Source organism: Polaribacter sp. M10, from assembly GCF_054968445.1.
In genome coordinates, this window is the sequence record NZ_JBSSBG010000014.1 from 1 (window position 1) to 19,233 (window position 19,233).

Annotated in this window: 18 protein-coding genes and 1 tRNA gene; 10 read left to right on the forward strand and 9 right to left on the reverse strand. The window is 30.8% G+C overall.

From position 1 onward, the window contains the following. Position 1: 1 nt before the first annotated feature. Positions 2-76 (reverse strand) — tRNA-Pro (locus ACWYN7_RS12285). Positions 77-162: 86 nt separating this feature from the next. Here ACWYN7_RS12285 and ACWYN7_RS12290 point away from each other — a divergent pair. The 5 genes from ACWYN7_RS12290 to ACWYN7_RS12310 all read left to right on the forward strand — a co-directional run bounded on the left by ACWYN7_RS12290 (position 163) and on the right by ACWYN7_RS12310 (position 5,042). After that, on the forward strand, positions 163-1,239 hold the full coding sequence (locus ACWYN7_RS12290; RefSeq protein ID WP_462860272.1) for a PQQ-dependent sugar dehydrogenase: 1,077 nt from the start codon (positions 163-165) through the stop codon (positions 1,237-1,239). Positions 1,240-1,354: 115 nt separating this feature from the next. Continuing rightward, the gene (trxB, locus tag ACWYN7_RS12295; protein ID WP_462860273.1) at positions 1,355-2,305 is read left to right on the forward strand and encodes a thioredoxin-disulfide reductase; all 951 of its coding nucleotides are present in this window, start codon (positions 1,355-1,357) and stop codon (positions 2,303-2,305) included. 141 nt (positions 2,306-2,446) lie between these two features. Then, a complete protein-coding gene (locus ACWYN7_RS12300; RefSeq protein ID WP_462860274.1) occupies positions 2,447-3,031 on the forward strand; it encodes a YceI family protein in 585 nt (194 codons plus the stop codon). A 44-nt stretch (positions 3,032-3,075) separates the two neighbouring features. Beyond that, on the forward strand, positions 3,076-4,356 hold the full coding sequence (locus ACWYN7_RS12305; protein WP_462860275.1) for a hypothetical protein: 1,281 nt from the start codon (positions 3,076-3,078) through the stop codon (positions 4,354-4,356). Between the two features lie 110 nt (positions 4,357-4,466). Next, on the forward strand, positions 4,467-5,042 hold the full coding sequence (locus tag ACWYN7_RS12310) for a YceI family protein (RefSeq protein WP_462860276.1): 576 nt from the start codon (positions 4,467-4,469) through the stop codon (positions 5,040-5,042). Between the two features lie 105 nt (positions 5,043-5,147). Here the strand turns inward: ACWYN7_RS12310 and ACWYN7_RS12315 are convergent, their stop codons facing one another. From ACWYN7_RS12315 to ACWYN7_RS12345, 7 genes are all read right to left on the reverse strand, one after another. Then, positions 5,148-5,594 (reverse strand): KTSC domain-containing protein, encoded by a 447-nt coding sequence (locus ACWYN7_RS12315; RefSeq protein ID WP_462860277.1) that lies wholly within the window; start codon positions 5,592-5,594, stop codon positions 5,148-5,150. 54 nt (positions 5,595-5,648) lie between these two features. After that, on the reverse strand, positions 5,649-6,050 hold the full coding sequence (locus ACWYN7_RS12320) for a hypothetical protein (protein WP_462860278.1): 402 nt from the start codon (positions 6,048-6,050) through the stop codon (positions 5,649-5,651). Positions 6,051-6,242: 192 nt separating this feature from the next. Then, positions 6,243-7,217, reverse strand: coding sequence for a M20/M25/M40 family metallo-hydrolase (locus tag ACWYN7_RS12325; RefSeq protein ID WP_462860279.1), 975 nt, complete (start codon positions 7,215-7,217; stop codon positions 6,243-6,245). A 128-nt stretch (positions 7,218-7,345) separates the two neighbouring features. Then, the gene (locus tag ACWYN7_RS12330; protein ID WP_462860280.1) at positions 7,346-9,154 is read right to left on the reverse strand and encodes an acyl-CoA dehydrogenase family protein; all 1,809 of its coding nucleotides are present in this window, start codon (positions 9,152-9,154) and stop codon (positions 7,346-7,348) included. Positions 9,155-9,177: 23 nt separating this feature from the next. Further along, positions 9,178-10,368, reverse strand: coding sequence for an acetyl-CoA C-acyltransferase (locus ACWYN7_RS12335; RefSeq protein WP_462860281.1), 1,191 nt, complete (start codon positions 10,366-10,368; stop codon positions 9,178-9,180). Positions 10,369-10,490: 122 nt separating this feature from the next. After that, positions 10,491-12,896, reverse strand: coding sequence for a 3-hydroxyacyl-CoA dehydrogenase NAD-binding domain-containing protein (locus tag ACWYN7_RS12340; protein ID WP_462860282.1), 2,406 nt, complete (start codon positions 12,894-12,896; stop codon positions 10,491-10,493). Between the two features lie 24 nt (positions 12,897-12,920). Further along, positions 12,921-13,376, reverse strand: a complete 456-nt coding sequence (locus ACWYN7_RS12345) for a MarR family winged helix-turn-helix transcriptional regulator (protein ID WP_462860283.1) — start codon at positions 13,374-13,376, stop codon at positions 12,921-12,923. 176 nt (positions 13,377-13,552) lie between these two features. On the opposite strand from ACWYN7_RS12345, the gene ACWYN7_RS12350 reads away from it, so the two are divergent. From ACWYN7_RS12350 to ACWYN7_RS12370, 5 genes are all read left to right on the forward strand, one after another. After that, positions 13,553-14,482 (forward strand): ABC transporter ATP-binding protein, encoded by a 930-nt coding sequence (locus tag ACWYN7_RS12350; protein ID WP_462860284.1) that lies wholly within the window; start codon positions 13,553-13,555, stop codon positions 14,480-14,482. 5 nt (positions 14,483-14,487) lie between these two features. Next, positions 14,488-15,813 carry an ABC transporter permease gene (locus ACWYN7_RS12355; protein WP_462860285.1) on the forward strand — a complete coding sequence of 442 codons (1,326 nt, stop codon included), beginning with the start codon at positions 14,488-14,490 and terminating at the stop codon, positions 15,811-15,813. Further along, on the forward strand, positions 15,814-16,683 hold the full coding sequence (locus tag ACWYN7_RS12360) for a mechanosensitive ion channel family protein (RefSeq protein WP_462860286.1): 870 nt from the start codon (positions 15,814-15,816) through the stop codon (positions 16,681-16,683). Positions 16,684-16,756: 73 nt separating this feature from the next. Continuing rightward, the gene (locus tag ACWYN7_RS12365; RefSeq protein WP_462860287.1) at positions 16,757-17,560 is read left to right on the forward strand and encodes a DUF6268 family outer membrane beta-barrel protein; all 804 of its coding nucleotides are present in this window, start codon (positions 16,757-16,759) and stop codon (positions 17,558-17,560) included. Next, positions 17,561-18,724 (forward strand): sigma-54-dependent transcriptional regulator, encoded by a 1,164-nt coding sequence (locus ACWYN7_RS12370; RefSeq protein ID WP_462860288.1) that lies wholly within the window; start codon positions 17,561-17,563, stop codon positions 18,722-18,724. On the opposite strand, the gene ACWYN7_RS12375 is transcribed toward ACWYN7_RS12370, so the two are convergent. Then, positions 18,702-19,202 carry an ankyrin repeat domain-containing protein gene (locus ACWYN7_RS12375; RefSeq protein WP_462860289.1) on the reverse strand — a complete coding sequence of 167 codons (501 nt, stop codon included), beginning with the start codon at positions 19,200-19,202 and terminating at the stop codon, positions 18,702-18,704. The two genes, ACWYN7_RS12370 and ACWYN7_RS12375, sit on opposite strands and share 23 nt — an antisense overlap. Positions 19,203-19,233 lie beyond the last annotated feature (31 nt).

Sequence of the window (19,233 nt, forward strand, 5' to 3'; positions counted from 1 at the left end):
GTCGGGGTGGCAGGATTCGAACCTGCGACCTCCTCGTCCCAAACGAGGCGCGATGACCGGGCTACGCTACACCCCGAAAATAGTCATCAATTTTAGGACTGCAAATATAGAATAATATTTATATATTGTATTTATTTTTTTTAATTTAATTTTATAAAGATCATGAAGCAATTTATTTATACAATATTATTCTTTTTAAGTGTTGCTGTTTTTTCTCAAAAGAAAGAATATGAGTTGGTTGTGCCAGATCTTATAAATCCATGGGGATTTACTTTTTTACCTGATAATTCTATGTTAATCACAGAAAAACAAGGTAAGTTAATTCACTTTAAAAACGGAAGAAAAACTCAGATAACTAATCTTCCTAAAATTTATGTTCGTGGTCAAGGTGGTTTTTTAGATGTAGAATTGCATCCAAATTACAAAGAAAATGGGTGGGTTTATTTTACATTCGCCTCTTCTGAAGGTCAAGGAAATGGAGGTAACACCACTTTAATGAGGGCAAAATTAAAAGACCATCAATTAATAAATAAAGAAATCTTATATAAAGCGTACCCAAATACTACAAGAGGTCAACATTTTGGATCAAGAATTACGTTTGATGCAAAAAATCACGTTTATTTTAGCATTGGAGATAGAGGAAATAGAGATATAAATCCGCAAGATATTACTAGAGATTGTGGTAAAATTTATCGTTTAAATGATGATGGTTCAATCCCAAAAGACAATCCGTTTGTAGATCATAAAAATGCTAAAAAAGCAATTTTTAGTTACGGTCATCGAAATCCACAGGGAATGGAAATGAATCCTTTTACCAATGAAATTTGGGCACACGAACATGGTCCTAGAGGTGGAGATGAAATTAACATCATACAAAAAGGAGAAAATTATGGTTGGCCAAAAGTAAGCTATGGAATTAATTATAGTGGTACTAAATTTACAGATAAAACAAATGCTCCAGGTATGAAAAGCCCCATTCATTATTGGACACCTTCAATTGCGCCTAGTGGCATGGCTTTTATCAATAGTGATAAATACGGAAAATGGAAAGGTAATTTGTTAGTGGGGTCTTTAAAATTTCAATATGTAAGTAGGTGTATTTTAAAAGGTGATAAAGTTTTTAAAGAGGTAAAATTGCTAAAAGATATTGGTAGAGTTCGTTCTATTGAGCAAGGCTTAGATGGTTATATTTATATAGGTGTAGAAAATTTAGGAATTGTTCGTCTATTGCCAAAATAGGTTTTTAGATTACTATTCTTTTCTCTTATTTTTTTATCATAAAAACTTATAAACTTTCTCTCTTATAAGGTTTAAAAATCTTTATTTTTACTTCTCAAAATTGAAACACAATATGATGTCTGAAAATATAGAAAAAATTAAATGTTTAATTATCGGTTCTGGGCCAGCAGGCTATACTGCAGCAATTTATGCAGCAAGAGCAGATATGAAACCAGTAATGTATACAGGAATGCAAATGGGAGGGCAATTAACAACAACGACAGAAGTTGATAATTTTCCTGGATATCCAAATGGTACAGATGGTACAGCTATGATGACAGATTTGCAAAAACAAGCAGAACGTTTTGGCACAGAAGTTCGTTTTGGTTTGGTAACTAAAGTAGAATTAAACCCAGAAGTAGGAGGTATACATAAGGTTATTGTAGATGAGTCTAAAGAAATTGAAGCAGAAACAATTATTATTTCTACAGGGGCAACTGCAAAATATTTAGGATTAGAAAGTGAACAACGTTTAATTGGTGGTGGAGTTTCTGCCTGTGCTACTTGCGATGGATTTTTCTATAAAGGGCAAGATGTTGTAGTGGTTGGAGCAGGAGATACAGCTGCAGAAGAAGCTACTTATTTAGCAAATATTTGTAAAAAAGTAACTTTATTGGTGCGTAAAGATTATATGAGAGCGTCTAAAGCAATGCAACATCGTGTTAATAAAACTGAAAATATAGAAGTTTTATACAATACAGAAATTGATGAAGTTTTAGGTGATAATGTAGTAGAAGGTGTTAGAGCAATCAATAATCAAACAAAAGAAAAGCACGATATTTCTGTTACAGGTGTTTTTATTGCCATTGGTCATAAACCAAATTCAGATTTATTTAAAGGTGTTTTAGATATGGATGAAACAGGTTATTTAATTACTGAAGGGAAATCTACAAAAACAAATATACCTGGAGTTTTTGCAGCCGGAGATATACAGGATAAAGAATACAGACAAGCAGTTACTGCTGCAGGTACAGGTTGTATGGCAGCTTTAGATGCTGAACGTTATCTAGGAGCGCTTGAAAAATAAATTATTAGTAAATTATTAAAAAAGAGGGATTTAAATTTTTAAATCCCTCTTTTTTGTTTAAGATTTAAAGGATATGATATTTGTCATTATTTAGACTGTTTTAACATAATAAATTTGCGGTATAATTTTAATATCATAATCATGTATTATATAACAAGAATTAAAAGATCAATTATCGGAATAGCTATAATGTTTTTAGGTATTTCATCTAGCTTATATGCTCAAGAATACACTTTAGATGCACAAAAATCTTCATTAATAGTGTATGGTACGTCCAATATACACGATTGGGAAATTGATGCAGAAAATCAAACAGGAACTTTAGCCATAGAAACTGCCAATAAGCTTCAAATTAAAAAACTGAATATAGTTCTTGAGGTGGAAGGTTTAAAAAGTGGAAAAGGAGGTATGGACAAGAATACCTACAAGGCTTTAAATTTAAAAAAATACACTACAATTGAGTTTCAATTTTTAAGCACAGAAGAAGTTAGTGAATTAAAAAACGGCAGTTATACGTTTAAAACAAAAGGGAATTTAAAAATTTCAGGTGTAACCAAGATGATATCTCTAGAATTTATCTTACACAAAAATGATAATGAGGTGAAACTTGTTGGAGAAAAAACAATTAAAATGACAGATTTTAATGTAGATCCTCCTAAAGCATTACTTGGTACAATTAAAACAGGTAATGAAGTAACAATTAAATTCAATACAATTTTAAAATAACAAACAAACAAATAAATAAATAAATAAATAAATAAATAAAAATAATGATGATAATTTTGAAAAAAGTAACAGTTATAGCTTTAATGCTTTTAGGTTTAGGTATTTATGCGCAAGAAAATAGAGATTTAGACAACTATAGATATACGGATAAAAGAGGTGTTAATGTATTTGAAGCACCAAAAAGTACATCAACTAGTTTTAATGGTCTTAAAGTAAGAATAGGAGGTGCTTCTACATTGCAATTTCAAGGAATAGATCATGAAAACTCTGATTTAGCAGGTATAGAATTACAACCTATTGGTTCAAATTTTAATTTAGCTACTGCAAATTTAGATATAGATGTAGCTTTATATGATGGAGTTAGAATGCATTTACGTACATTTTTGTCTTCTCGTCATCATCATGAAACTTATGTAAAAGGAGGTTATTTTCAAATAGATAAATTAGATTTTATCAAAGAAGGTTTTATGGAAGATTTTATGAAATATGCTACTTTAAAAGTAGGACATATGGAAAATAACTATGGTGATGCTCATTTTAGAAGAAGTGATAACGCTCAAACAATGCACAATCCATTTGTTGGTAATTTAATTATGGATTCTTATACTACAGAAGTAGGTGCAGAATTACTAGTTCAAAAAAATGGTTTTATAGGGATGTTAGGTGTTTCTAATGGAAAATTAAATCAATCTGTAGAGAAAACATCAGAAGATGGATCAAGTGGAGGAGCTTCTTTTTTAGCGAAGTTAGGTTATGATAAACAAGTAAATGAAGATTTAAGAGTAAGAATTACAGGTTCTATGTATAATACAGGTTATGTTCCAAACTCATACTTGTATTCAGCAGATAGAGCTGGTTCTAGATATTATAGTGTAATGATGGCAGATGCTGCAACATCAGACAATTTTAGATCAGGTAGATACAACCCTAACTTAAAAAATAGTATTTCTGCTATTATGTTTAACCCATTTATAAAATATAAAGGATTAGAGTTTTTTGGTACTATTGAAACTGCTTCAGGTAAAGCAACAGCAGAATTAGAAGATAGAACAGCAAATCAATTTGCAGGTGAACTTTTGTATAGATTTGGTAAAAATGAAAACTTATATATTGGAGGGCGTTATAATACTGTAGATTCTGAAGAAATGACAGGAGAAGATATCACTATTAAAAGATCTCAATTAGTAGCTGGTTGGTTTATGACCAATAATATTTTGGTTAAAATGGAATATGTTAATCAAAAATATGAAGGTTTTGCAGCAACAAGCACTTTAAATCAAGGTAAGTTTAATGGTGTTATATTAGAGGCTGCAATTAGTTTCTAAAAACAGTGAAAGAATAACAAATTAAATTAATGCTTCAACAAATCTCTTGTTTTTTTAACTTTACAAGAGATTTGTTTTTTCTTTCCTATAATTTAAAAAATATAAAGGTTATGAGAAAAATTATTTTTTTAATCGCAATTTTATCAAGTCTATCTTTTGTAAAGGTAAATAGATTTAATAACAATACTGTTTTTCAATTAGAGCCAGAAAGTAAATTAGAAATTCACGGAACTACAAACGTAAACAAGTTTAAATGTAAATTTAACTTTGTACAAAAGGAAAAATCTATACCAATTTGTTTTAAGAAAAACGAAAACAAAATGTTTTTTAAGAAAGCAGATTTGGTGTTAAAAAATTCTTGTTTTGATTGTGGTGGTAAAGGAATTAATAGAGATTTTAATAAGCTATTAAAGTCTAATGAGTTTCCTTCTATATTATTAAATTTAAAAGAAATTGAAAAAAAAGAAGCTTTAATAGAAGCTTTAGTAGAAATTAATATTGCGGGTATTTCTAATACTTACAAGATTCCAGTAGAGGTTAAGGAAGATAAAAAATACCATATTACTGGAAATTTAGATGTAAATACTGTTGATTATGGCTTAAAAGTTCCAAAAAAGATGTTAGGTTTAATTGTTGTTTCTGAAATGATAAAAATTGATTTTGATTTGATTTTAAAAAAATGTTGATGTTTTTTTCGATACTAACCAAATAAGGTCGTGTAAGATTAGTTCTTATACGACCTTTTATTTTATAAAATATTTTTTTGTGATTTTTAAAGAAACCAAAAACCATTAAGCCATTGCAGAAGCTTTTTTAGATTTTCTATATAAAAATTTAGTATAAATGTTTCTTTTTCCAAAATTGTTCATCGATTTTGCATTCACATATTTTCCGAATAAAATTTTGTTTACACCAAAGTATTCATAAGTATTTCCATCAGTAAAAGTAACTTCTAATAACATGCTTTTATGATGCCAATCTGCAACCTGAAATTCTGTAATCGTTTTTTTATAGGCTTCTAAATTAGCTGCTTTGGTTTCTGGTGCAATACTTACTAAAAAGTGATAACCATCTATAATCTCAGTACTTTTTATATCAGCCTCAGCTTTTTTTTCTGCATCTTGAAATTTATCTGGATGCCATTCTTTAACCAAACCTCTATATGTTTTTTTTAACTCTTTTAAATCTATTGCTCCTTCTACGTTAAAGAGTTTTTTATATTGTTTTATACGTTTCATTATCTTGTTTATAAAATGCGCGCAAAAGTATTGATAAAAAAGTGATTAGCTAATTTAATTTGTTTTATTTCTAAATAATTTTAAAAAAACGATTGAAAAGAAAATACAGAATAGAATATCATTAATTCCGTAAATAGAATAAAAAATACCAGCCATTAAATCTTCTTCAAAAATAGGAGATACGTTATTTTGTAATCGCCATTTTACCCAAATTATTCCGTAAATTAGTTTTTCTATTGCAAAAACAGCAACAATCCATTTTACTTTTTTATAACTTTTAGCAACTGAAATATAGGTAAATCCCCAAAGAACAATCATTAATAGTCCGAAATTAGATAGTACTGTTGCATCGTATTTCGGAATATAAATATTGGTAAAAAAGCGAGATAAAACTAGAACAGCAACAATATTTATCAATCCTGATAAAATAAAAATTTTTGATTTAGTTATTTTCATAATCATTTTAAATTGAAAGATCGAAGTTTTTTGTTTTGCAACTTCTGCAACTCTATTGTTGTTTCAATAGTTAAATTGAAACGTTTTAATTTTAATGAAGTGGTTCTTGTTTAGTTCTGATTAAAAATTGATTGATGTAAGAAATCATTATCAAAAAAAAAGAGATTTCTAAATTTAGAAATCTCTTTTTTTTTAGTTGCTTAATTCAGCATCAAGATTTTCAATGGCTTGAATTACAATCTTAACTGCTTCTATATAAAATTCTTGATTTATAGTGCCAAAAGTATCTGTACTTCTATGATAATCTTTGTGATCTGGAACGCCAAAATAAATAAATGGAATTTGAGCTCTATGAAAAACTCTATGATCAGAAGAAAAAGTCCAATCACTTTGCTCTTTATTCTCAGGATCATCGTGCCCAAATAATAAAGTTATTTTTTCGGAATAAATATCTTCTAAAGGATCTCTTAAATCTGGATAATGGTATAAACCAGATCCAAATAACTCAGGATCGTAATCGCTGTGTGCAATCATATCCATATTTATATTTAAGTCGATATTTTTTCTATCTCTGTAGTTTTTTAAAAAATAATCTGCACCTAAAGAGCCAATTTCTTCGGCATCTACAGCTGCAAATATTAAATTATGTTTTGTAGGTTTATCTTTAAAATACTGAGCTATGGTAAACAAAGCTGCAGTTCCTGAAGCATTATCATCAGCACCATTGTAAATTTTACCATCTCTTACTCCTAAATGATCAAAATGTGCAGTAATTACAAAAGATTTATCCGTTTGTCCTTTTAACATACCAATTATATTACCACCAGTTGCAGTAGTATCTGGTACGTTAGAGTAATCGTCTAAAGGTTTTGGTTTTACCATCGGAAAAGCTTCGTGTCTGCTTTTACCTTTAAATGTATGCGAAAATTCTTGTACGTAATCGTTATTTATAACTTTTTGCAAGCCCAGTTCTGTAAACTGATCTACAATATATTGTCTAGCTTTTAAGTTACCTGGAGTAGAAAAAAATCTTCCTTGCATATCATCTGCAGAAAGTATTTTAACAGATTCTAATAATTTTTCTGTATTAATTTCAATAACTTTTGGTTCTTTACAGCTTCCGAAAAGCACCAAAAATAAAATAAATGAAAATAATTTTGTTTTCATATTTTGTAATTGTTGTGGTTGACTTAGGGAATCTATAAACAACAAATATAACAAAAGACCATTAATTACAATGGTCTTTTTAAACAAACAACTAAATTTTAAAACATTTTATGCTTTAAAATAAATTTTTAAAAGCAATACTTATTTTCTGCTTTCAACTTTTCTGCAATTGTATTTCTTAACGCAATAACATTTGGGTAGTTTGCATATTTGGTAAAACGTTTTAATCCCATTAAAAGCATGCGTTGCTCATCTCCTTCAGCAAAAGAAACAATACCTTCTCTACCGTTTTTAGCAATAATTTCTACGGCATTGTATAAGTATAGTTTTGCCATAGCTATTTGGCCCTCTTGTGCTTCTTCTCCAAAACGTTTTGCATTTTTTTCTGCACGTAATAAGGTAGATTCTGCCATGTATATTTCATTTAAAATATTTGCAGCAGCTAATAATAATTGTTGATGTTGCTCTAAATCTGGTCCAAATTTTTGAATGGCAGCACCTGCAACCATTAAAAAGACTTTCTTTAGTTTAGCAATCATTTCTTTTTCTTCTGCAAATAGTTCAGAATAATCTGGTGTATCAAAAGAAGGAATTCCCATTAATTCATCAGCAACAGCAGTAGCAGGGCCTAATAAATCTACATGACCTTTCATTGCTTTTTTAATTAACATACCCACAGAAAGCATTCTGTTTATTTCGTTTGTACCTTCGTAAATTCTAGAAATACGAGCATCTCTCCAAGCAGCTTCCATTGGTGTTTCTTCAGAAAAGCCCATTCCTCCAAAAATTTGAATACCTTCATCTGCACAAGCTTGTACATCTTCAGAAACTGTTACTTTTAAGATAGAACATTCAATTGCATATTCTTCTACGCCTTTTAATTCTGCTTCTTGATGTGTATTCCCAGAAGCCATTCTCATATTAATTCTATCTTCAATATTTTTAGCAGCTCTGTAACTAGCAGATTCACCAGCATAACAATTTGTAGCCATTTCAGCTAATTTGGCTTTTATAGCACCAAATTCTGCAATAGGCGTTTTAAATTGTTTTCTTTCTGTTGCATATTGTAAAGCAGTTGTTAACACTCTTCTTTGAGAATCTATACAAGCTGCAGCCAATTTAATACGACCAACATTTAATGCGTTTACGGCAATTTTAAATCCACCACCTCTAACAGATAGCATATTTTCTACTGGTACAATTGTATCGTTATAAAATACTTGTCTTGTGGATGATGCACGAATTCCTAGTTTATGCTCTTCTTCACCTAAAGTAATTCCATTTGGATTTGCTGCATCATACTCAACAATAAATCCAGTAATGTTTTTATCATCTTCTATACGTGCAAAAACGATCATCACATTACAGAAACCTGCATTTGAGATCCACATTTTTTGCCCATTAATTTTGTATGATTTACCATCTTCTGTTAATTCAGCAGTAGTTTTACCAGAATTGGCATCAGAACCAGCACCTGGTTCCGTTAAACAATATGCGCCCATCCACTCACCAGAAGCTAATTTTGGTACATATTTTTGTTTTTGTTCTTCAGTTCCATACAATGTAATTGGCATTGTACCAATACCTGTATGTGCACCAAAAGCGGTACTTAAAGAACCATTTCCACTCGAAATATATTCGCAAGTAATCATAGTAGAAACAAAGCCCATTCCCATTCCTCCATATTCTTCAGGAACAGCAACACCTAAAAAGCCAAGTTCTCCAGCTTTTTTCATAACTTCTTCTGTTAACGCATAATCTTTAGCTTCAAAACGATCTCTATTTGCAACAATTTCTCTGTCTGTAAATTCTTTTACAGCTTCTTTCATCATTACTTGCTCTTCAGAAAAATCTTCTGGAGTAAATACATCTTCACAATTTGTTTCTTTAACTAGGAATTGTCCTCCTCTTAATATGTCTTTGTTTGTAGTTTCCATTTTAATGTTGTTTTTACGGATGATTAGTTTAAAAATTCAAAAATACCTGCAGCTCCTTGTCCTGTTCCTACGCACATGGTAACCATTCCGTATTTATTATTCATTTCTCTTTTGCGCATTTCATCAAACAATTGCACAGATAATTTTGCCCCTGTACAACCTAAAGGATGACCTAATGCAATAGCTCCACCATTTACGTTTATGATATCAGGGTTTAAGCCTAACTCGCGAATTACAGCTAAAGATTGAGAAGCAAATGCTTCATTTAACTCTATTAATTCAACATCATTTTGTTGTAAACCTGCTTGTTTTAATGCTTTCGGAATTGCAGCAACTGGGCCAATACCCATAATTCTTGGAGGTACACCTGCAGCAGCATAACTTACCATTCTAGCTATAGGTTCTAGATTTAACTCTTTCACCATTTCTTCGCTCATCACCAAAGCAAAGGCAGCACCATCACTCATTTGAGATGAGTTACCAGCAGTTACGCTTCCACCAGCAGCAAAAACTGGACGCAATCTTGCTAAACCTTCTATGTTCGATCCTTTTCTTGGACCTTCATCTTTATTAACTGTATATTTTTTTGTTGCTTTTTTACCTTTTGCATCAATAAAAGTTTGTTCTACTTCTATAGGAACAATTTGGTCTTGAAATCTATTTTCCTCTAAAGCTTTTAATGCTTTTAAATGCGAGTTTAAAGCAAATTCATCTTGGTCTTTTCGAGACACTTTAAATTCGTTGGCAACAGCTTCTGCTGTATTACCCATTCCCCAGTAATATTCTTCATGACCAGCTGCAACTGTATCATAATTTAATTCGGGTTTAAAACCTGTCATTGGTACAGAGCTCATACTTTCTGCTCCACCTGCAATAATACAATCTGCCATTCCAGATTGAATTTTAGCAACAGCCATACCAATTGTTTCTAATCCTGAAGAACAAAAACGGTTTACAGTAACTCCAGGAACATCAACAATATCTAATCCCATTAAAGAGATTAAACGTGCCATATTTAAACCTTGAGCACCTTCTGGCATTGCGTTACCAACAATTACATCATCAATTCTTTTTTTATCAAAATTAGGCAGTTCATTCATCATATATTGAATGGTTTCTGCAGCTAATTCGTCAGCTCTTTTAAATCTGAACAGCCCTTTTGGTGCTTTACCAACTGCTGTTCTATATGCTTTTACTATATATGCTGTTTTCATAATCCTATCCCTAACCCTTTCCAAAGGAAAGGGAATTTGTCTGGGTTATTTTTTAAATTTTAAACTTCATTTTATAAATTCCTAATTTTAAGTCTTCCCTTTGGGAAGATTTAGATGGGATTTTAGTTACGTAAAGGTTTACCCGTTTTTAACATGTGCTGAATTCTTTCTAAAGTTTTGCGTTCTGTACATAAACTTAAAAAAGCTTCGCGCTCAATATCTAATAAGTATTGTTCAGATACTTTTGTTGGTTCAGATAAATCTCCACCAGCCATAACGTAAGCCAATTTATTTGCAATTTTCTGATCGTGAGCAGAAATATAGTTACTTGCTTCCATAGAATCTGTACCTACTAAGAACATTCCTAATGCTTGTTTACCTAATACCAGAACATCATTGCGTTTTACAGGTTGTGTGTAACCAGCATCTGCCATTAATAAGGCATGCTTTTTAGCCTGTGCAATTTGTCTGTCTTTATTTACAACTACTACATCTTTTCCTTTTTGTAATAAACCTAAATCGAAAGCTTCGTAAGCAGAAGTTGCAACTTTTGCCATACCAATGGTTAAGAAATGCTCTTGTAACACATTCAATTGAACATCACCTTTATGAAACAAATCTGATGCTCTTAACGCCATTTCCTTAGAACCACCACCACCAGGAATTACACCAACTCCAAATTCTACCAAACCTATATAAGTTTCTGCTGCTGCAACAACTTTATCTGCATGTAGTGATATTTCGCAACCTCCACCTAAAGCCATTCCATGAGGAGCAGAAATTGTAGGTATTGCAGAATAACGCATACGCATCATGGTATCTTGAAAATATTTAATGGCATAATTTAATTCATCATATTCTTGCTCTACAGCCATCATAAAAATCATACCAATATTGGCACCTACAGAAAAGTTTGCTGCTTGATTACCAATAATTAATCCTTGGTGATTTTTTTCTGCTAAATCAATTGCTTTATTAATTGCAGCTAAAACATCACCACCAATAGTATTCATTTTAGATTGGAATTCTAGATTTAAAATTCCATCTCCCAAATCTTCAATTACAGCTCCAGAGTTTTTCCAAACTTCGTTTGATTTTCTAATATTATCTAGAATGATAAAAGAATCCTGACCTGGTTTTTTAGTTTGAGATTTAGCAGGAATATCATAAAAATAAGTAGCACCTTCTTTAACAGAATAAAAAGAGGTAGCGCCAGCAGCTAACATTTCTGTTACCCAAGTTGCAGGTTCATGTCCTTCTGCTTTCATTAATTCGATTCCTTTTTCTACACCAACAGCATCCCAAATTTCGAAAGGACCATTTTCCCAACCAAAACCAGCTTTCATGGCATCATCAATCTTATAAAGTTCGTCAGAAATTTCTGGAATTCTATTTTGAACGTATGCAAACATGGCTGCAAAGTTCTTTCTGTAAAACTCACCAGCTTTATCTTTACCACCTACTAAAACTTTAAATCGATCAATTGGTTTATCAATCGTTTTCGTAAGTTCTAAAGTGGCAAATTTTGCACGTTTTTTAGAACGATATTCTAATGTATCTAAGTCTAAGGTTAAAATTTCACTTTTGCCATCAGCATTTTTTACTTTTTTGTAAAATCCTTGGCCAGTTTTACTTCCTAACCATTTATTTTCCATCATTGTGTTGATGAAACCTGGTAATTTAAACAATTCATGCGCTTCATCATTAGGGCAGTTTTCATAAATACCATTAGCTACGTGTACCAAAGTATCTAGCCCAACAACATCTACAGTTCTAAACGTAGCCGATTTTGGACGACCAATTACAGGACCTGTTAATTTATCTACTTCCTCTACAGTTAAACCTAACTCTTTTACTTGATGAAATAAAGATTGGATTCCGAAAATTCCAATTCTATTTCCAATAAATGCAGGAGTATCTTTGGCTAAAACTGATGTTTTACCTAAAAACTTGTCACCATACATCATTAAGAAATCTGTAACTTCTTGTTTACAATTTGGTCCTGGAACAACTTCAAAAAGTTTTAAATATCTTGGTGGATTAAAAAAGTGAGTTACTGCAAAATGTTGCTGAAAATCTTCGCTTCTGCCTTCGTTCATAAATTGAATCGGAATTCCAGAAGTATTTGAAGAAATAATAGTACCAGGAGTTCTATATTTCTCTAATTTTTCGAAAACGATTTTTTTAATGTCTAATCGTTCTACAACAACTTCCATAATCCAATCTACATCTGCTACTTTTGCAATATCATCTTCTAAATTACCAGTAGTAATTCTACTTGCAAATTTTTGACTATAAATAGGAGATGGTTTCGATTTTAAAGAAGTGGCTAAAGCATCATTTACCAAACGATTACGAACTACTTTATCTTCTAATGTGAGTCCTTTTGCTTTTTCTTTGTCGTTTAATTCTCTTGGAACAATATCCAATAAAAGAACTTCAACACCAATATTAGCAAAGTGACATGCAATACCAGAACCCATAATTCCAGATCCTATGATTGCTACTTTTTTAATTCTTCTTGTCATTTGTTTGTAATTAGTTAACTATGTCTATTTATCTTGATTTGTAGATTCAAATATTTTTTTCTCGGCAATTAACGTGTTAATGGTTTTCATCACTTTAAAAAAAGATTCCAACTCATTTTCATTTACGTGTTCTCTTATTACGTTATTAAATTGATATACGTGATTTTTAGAAAATTTACGCATTTCTAATCCGTAATCAGTTAGTTTTACAATAACGCTTCTACCATCATCAGGATTTTTTTCTCTATAAATAGCCCCTTTTTCTTCCATCGATTTTAAAATTCTAGAAAGACTTGTAGGTTCCATACCCATTAATGGGCCTAATGCTGTAGATGGTGTGCCTTTAACTTTATCTATTGTAAGCAAAACAAAAGCAGAAGACATTGTGCTATCGTACTTTGTGGCTTGCTCATTGTATAATTTTGCAACAGCTTGCCATGTTGCTCTGAGTTGATGATCTATTGACTTGTCCTTATCCATTTTGACAAATATATTAAAATTTACTATGCACGCATAATAAATTTTAAAAAAAGTTATGCATGCATAGTAATTTTTAACATTTTATTTATCTGTAACAAATGTTTAATTCAATAACAATTCCCTCTAAAAAATAACTAAATTTGTGATAAATCAACTAAAAAAATAGACTCAAATCTATGAATAACTTACTAGAAATAAATAATGTTGTTAAAAATTATGGAGATTTTAGAGCATTAAACGATGTTTCGATCCATATACCTAAAGGTAGTGTTTATGGTTTACTTGGCCCAAATGGAGCAGGTAAAACTTCTTTAATTAGAATTATTAATCAGATTACAATGGCAGATGCTGGCTCTATTTTATTAGATGGAGAGTCTTTAGCACCAAAGCATACTGCAGACATTGGTTATTTACCAGAAGAAAGAGGTTTGTATAAATCTATGAAAGTTGGTGAACAAGCTTTGTATTTAGCTCAATTAAAAGGATTGTCTAAATCAGAAGCCAAAAAACGACTAAAATATTGGTTCGATAAATTTGATATTTCTGCTTGGTGGGGTAAAAAAATTGAAGAACTTTCTAAAGGAATGGCGCAAAAAGTACAGTTTATTGTAACTGTTATGCACAAACCTAAGTTGTTAATTTTTGATGAGCCTTTTTCGGGTTTTGATCCTATAAACGCACAATTAATTGCCAAAGAAATTTTACAGTTGAGAGATGAAGGTGCTACAATTATTTTTTCTACACACAGAATGGAATCTGTAGAAGAAATGTGCGATGAAATTGCGTTGATTCACAAATCCAACAAAATACTTGATGGTAAATTGTCGGATATAAAACGTGAGTTTAGAACCAATACATTTCAAGTGGGCTTAAATACAGCAAATCCGAATGAAGTGAAAGCACAATTAAAAGAAAGTTTTGAGGTTTTTCCTGCGGATTTTAAATTGCTAGGTAACGAAATGACCATGAATGTAAAACTAAACGAAACAAACTCTGCCAACGATTTGTTGTCTTTTTTAACTAGTAGAGGAGAAGTACAACATTTTGTAGAATTAATACCAAGTGCAAACGATATTTTTATTCAGGCAATAAATAAAAACAGTTAAGAAAAATGAGCAAATTAACACTAATTATAAAGAGAGAATTTATTGCAAAAGCACGTAATAAATCGTTTATAGTGATGACTTTTTTAAGTCCGCTAATTATGGTAGGTATGGGTGCTTTGGTTTATTTTTTGATGAAAAAAAATGACGAAAAGGTTAAAGAAATCGTTTATGTAGATCAATCAGGATTGTTTTCTAAAGAAGATTTTAAAAACACCAAAACGTTACATTATCAAGATTTTACGGCTTTAGGAGTTGAGGAAACCAAAAAGAAAGTAGAAGCTGGTAATCATTATGGAGCTTTAATAATTCCTAAACAAGATAGTTTAGAACTTTTGGCAAAATCAATAGAATTTTACTCAAAAGATTCACCAGGAATGTCTGTAATGGGTGCTTTAGAAAGTAAAATAGAATCTAAAATCAGAAACGAAAAACTTAATAATTTCGGGATTGATATTGCCAAAATAAATGCATCTAGAATTCAATCTGATATTAAAATGTATAATTTTTCTGGAGAAGAATCTTCAAAATTAATAAACGGATTAAAAATTGGAGTAGGTGCAATAGCAGGTTATTTTTTAATGATGTTTGTAATGATTTATGGTACTTCTGTAATGAGAAGTGTAATAGAAGAAAAAACCAGTAGAGTTATAGAGGTAATAGTATCGTCTGTAAAACCTTTTCAGTTAATGTTGGGTAAAATTATTGGTAATGCTTCTGCTGGGTTATTGCAATTCTTTATTTGGGGTATTTTGCTATTTATTATTACCACTGTTGCTTCTTCTATTTTTGGAGTAGATATGGTAGAAATGCAAACTTCTAGAATTCCTGCAGAGCAATTAGAAGCTGCACAAAAAGCTGCTGGTGGAGATAAAATGCAATTGTTAATTCAAGAAATTTTAAGATTACCGATTTTAAAATTATTCATTTTATTTATTTTTTATTTTCTAGGTGGGTATATGTTATACAGTTCATTATTCGCTGCAGTTGGTGCAGCTGTAGATAATGAAACAGATACGCAGCAATTTATGTTACCAATAATGTTGCCTTTAATTTTAGGGGTTTATGTTGGTTTTGCCACTGTAATTAACGATCCTCATGGGCCAATTTCGGTTGCTTTTTCTTACATTCCGTTAACTAGCCCCATTGTAATGTTAATGCGAGTTCCTTTTGGAGTTTCTTGGTACGAGTTAGCCATTTCTATGATTTTATTAATCATTACTTTTGTGTTTATGGTTTGGTTGGCAGCTAAGATTTATAGAGTGGGTATTTTAATGTATGGTAAAAAACCTACCTATAAAGATTTGTATAAATGGTTAAAATATAAAGGATAAATGCTGCAAGATACTATTGATAAAGTTAAAGAAACCATTGTAGAAGAAACCACCTCTATTTTAGATTATAAATTTGTTTTTAGTCAAGAAATAGGAATTACAGTAAGAGGTTTAATCTTTGTTGTGGTTGCATTATTGGTAACTTCTTATGTATTAAAACTAGTAAGAAAGTTTATCACCAGAAAAATGCCAGATAATGATAAACAAAAATTTGCAACAGTTTTTGGTTATGTAAGGTGGTTTGTGTTTTTGGTTATTTTTTTAGTAGCCATGAATACTTCTGGAGTAGATGTTACTGCAGTATTTGCGGCTTCTGCAGCTTTATTAATTGGTGTGGGTTTGGCATTACAAACCCTTTTTCAAGATATAATTTCTGGTATTTTTATTTTGGTTGATAAAACTGTTCACGTTGGCGATATTATAGAATTAGAAGGAAAAATTGGTCGAGTTTTAGATATTAGATTAAGAACAACTAGAGCTGTAACTGTAGATAATAAAGTGTTAGTAATACCCAATCATTTGTATTTAACCAATATTTTATTTAATTGGACAGAAAATGGAACAGAAACTAGAGAATCTGTAAGTGTGGGTGTTGCATACGGATCTGATGTAGAATTGGTGAAAAAGATTTTATTAGACATTGCCAAAAATCAACCTACGGTTTTAAAAAATCCTGCTCCTGTAGTTTTATTTACAGATTTTGCAGATAGTTCGCTTAATTTTAAAGTGGTTTTTACCTTAAATAATAGTTTCGAAGTACGTTTTACGCAAAGCAATATACGATTCGAAATAAATAAAGCGTTTAAAGAACACAACATTGCCATCCCTTTTCCTCAAAGAGATGTACATTTGTTTACAGAAAAAAAATAAAATTGTGATCAAAAGAATTTTCTTAATAACTTTCTTGTTCTTCGTTTGCGTTATAAATGCACAACTGTCGGATTTGGCGAGGTTAGAATATTCTTTTATCCCAAAAAATAAATCTGATGATCAGTTTACCAGAATTAAAGCGTTGGTAAATTATCCCATAGAAATTAAAAAAGAGGCCTATATTTTAGTTGGTGCAGAGTACAATTCTATTTTTCTTAATTTAAACGATCAATATCCGTTTGATAAAACACGTATCGAAAATTTAACTATTCTAGATATTAATTTAGGATATACCTTTATGTTAAACGAAACTTGGAGAGCAGGTTTTAAAATTACACCAAGATTAGCATCTACATTATCAGAAAAAATTACTGGCGATGATTTATTTTTAAATGGTGGTATGTTTTTTGTAAAGGATAGAACAGAAGATAAATCCATAAAAAAACCTTATCGATTAATTTTGGGTTTAACCTACAATACAACAACTGGTATTCCTTTTCCATTACCATTTGTAAGTTATTTTAGGCAAGTAAATGAATCTTGGTCTTTTAATGCAGGTGTGCCAAAAACCAATGTAAAATATAAGATTAATGATAAAAATATGTTTCAAACTTTTGTAGGTATAGATGGCTATTTTGCGCATTTACAAAGACCAATTACAATCTTAGATCAAGAAGCAGAAAATGTTTCTTTATCTGTTGTTGTTAGTGGTTTTGGCTTTGAGCATTTTTTAACCAAACATTTGGTTTTATATGCATATAGTGGCTATACATTAAGAATGAATAATGTTTTAAGAGATAAGGATAGAGAAAATGTATTTACACTAGATAAAGTAAATGCATTTTATTTAAGAACAGGAATAAAATTTAAAATATAGATGGCAAAAATATTAATCATAGAAGACGAAGCTGCAATTAGAAGGGTTTTATCAAAAATAATATCCGAAGAAAATGATGCGTATCATGTAGAGCAAGCAGAAGATGGTTTGTTAGGAATTGAAATGATAAAAAATAACGATTTCGATTTGGTTTTATGTGATATTAAAATGCCAAAAATGGATGGTGTTGAGGTATTAGAAAAAGCAAAAAAGATAAAACCAGAAGTGCCAATTGTTATGATTTCTGGTCATGGTGATTTAGATACAGCTGTAAATACAATGCGTTTAGGGGCTTTTGATTATATTTCTAAACCACCAGATTTAAATCGTTTATTAAATACCGTTCGTAATGCTTTAGACAGAAAAGTGTTGGTGGTAGAAAATAAAAGATTAAAGAAAAAAGTAAGTAAAAATTACGAAATGATTGGTGAGAGTGATGGCATTACTCACATAAAAAACATTATAGAAAAAGTTGCAGCCACAGATGCTAGAGTTTTAATTACGGGGCCAAATGGAACTGGTAAGGAGTTGGTTGCACATTGGTTGCACGAAAAATCTGACCGTTCAAAATCCCCTATGATTGAAGTGAACTGTGCTGCAATACCATCAGAATTAATAGAAAGTGAATTGTTTGGCCACGTAAAAGGATCATTTACAGGGGCTAATAAAGACAGAGCAGGTAAGTTTGAAGCTGCAAATGGAGGTACCATTTTTTTAGATGAAATTGGTGATATGAGCCTATCTGCACAAGCCAAAGTATTACGTGCTTTACAAGAAAATAGAATCTCTAGAGTAGGTTCTGACAAAGACATAAAAGTAAATGTTAGAGTGGTGGCAGCTACCAACAAAAATTTAAAAGTAGAAATTGCAGAAGGCAGATTTAGAGAAGATTTATACCACAGATTAGCAGTTATTTTAATTCAAGTTCCTGCTTTAAATGATAGGAGAGAAGATATCCCTTTATTGGTAGATTTTTTTGCTGAAAAAATTTCTAAAGAACAAGGTACACCTAAAAAAGCTTTTTCTACAGAAGCCATTCAATTGTTACAAAAATACGATTGGACAGGTAATATTAGAGAATTGCGCAACGTTATAGAACGTTTAATTATTTTAGGAGAAAAAGAAGTATCTGCAAACGATATTAAATTGTTTGCGAGCAAATAGATACTTCATTTTCTAAAAGGGTAATTATTTCTTTAAAATCTTTTTCTTTTGCATAATCTAATGCAGATTTGTTTTCTAAGTCTTTTAGTGATGAATCTGCATTTTGCTTTAATAAAAATTCCACCATTTTTGGTTGGTTGTATAAAGTAGCAAAAATAAGGGCAGAATAGCCTGAGTTATTTTGTGCATTTATATGTGCACCATTTTGCAATAAAAGTTCGGCAATTTCCACATTTCCTTTAAAAGCAACACCTAACAAAGCTGTATTTCCTTTAGCATCTCTATGATTTACATTGGCATTGTGCTTAATTAATGTGGCTGCAATTTCTTCTTTATCAAAATAAGTAGCAAAAACTAACGGACTAAATCCTCTTTGGTCTTTAGAATTTGCTAAACTCGGAAACCTTTTTAAAAGTGTTTCAATTAAATTGATATTTACATTTTGGATAGCACCAAAAAACGTATTTAAAGTATTCATTTTTTTTATTTTTTTAAAAGGATAAACTCTA